Raw genomic sequence first — 540 nt, forward strand, 5'->3', positions numbered from 1 at the left:
TGAACTGTTACCCGTTAGATGGACACTTTGAAAAAAGTGACCCTCTAACGGGTTTTTATGTTTTAATCATCTTTAACGATAAATGTGTGGGGATACGGACGATGAATAGAAATAGAAAGAGTTTTACGGAACAAGAAATACATACACTAGAGAATAATCCAAATGTACTTCGAGTAACGGGGAAAAACATCACGTATTCTCCTATGTTCAAGGTCAGTGCTGTACAAGCATATCAAGAGGGTCAAACGCCGATGGAAATATTTCTTCAGGCGGGTTTTTACATAGAAATAATTGGTAAGGATATGCCGAAAAAATGCTTGCTTCGATGGAGAAAAGCATATGCGACTCTTGGTGAAGTTGGATTAATGGAGGAGCGTAGAGGCAAGGGGAGCACAGGCAGAAAGTCAGAAAAAGAGTTATCTGCGGAAGATAAACTGAGGCGTGCTGAAGCGCGAATTAGGCTTCTAGAGGCAGAGAACGAACTTCTAAAAAAGCTAGAAGCGCTCGAAAGACAAACCAGTAAGACGTTACCGTCTTCCG

Annotated in this window: 1 protein-coding gene; it reads left to right on the forward strand. The window is 41.3% G+C overall.

Translation table 11 applies throughout. The features are described from left to right. Positions 1-101: 101 nt before the first annotated feature. A partial coding sequence (locus tag C7R93_RS29610; RefSeq protein ID WP_341866960.1) for an HTH domain-containing protein occupies positions 102-540 on the forward strand: 439 nt, incomplete at its 3' end.

This window comes from Brevibacillus fortis, from assembly GCF_003013395.1.
Lineage (GTDB): Bacteria > Bacillota > Bacilli > Brevibacillales > Brevibacillaceae > Brevibacillus > Brevibacillus fortis.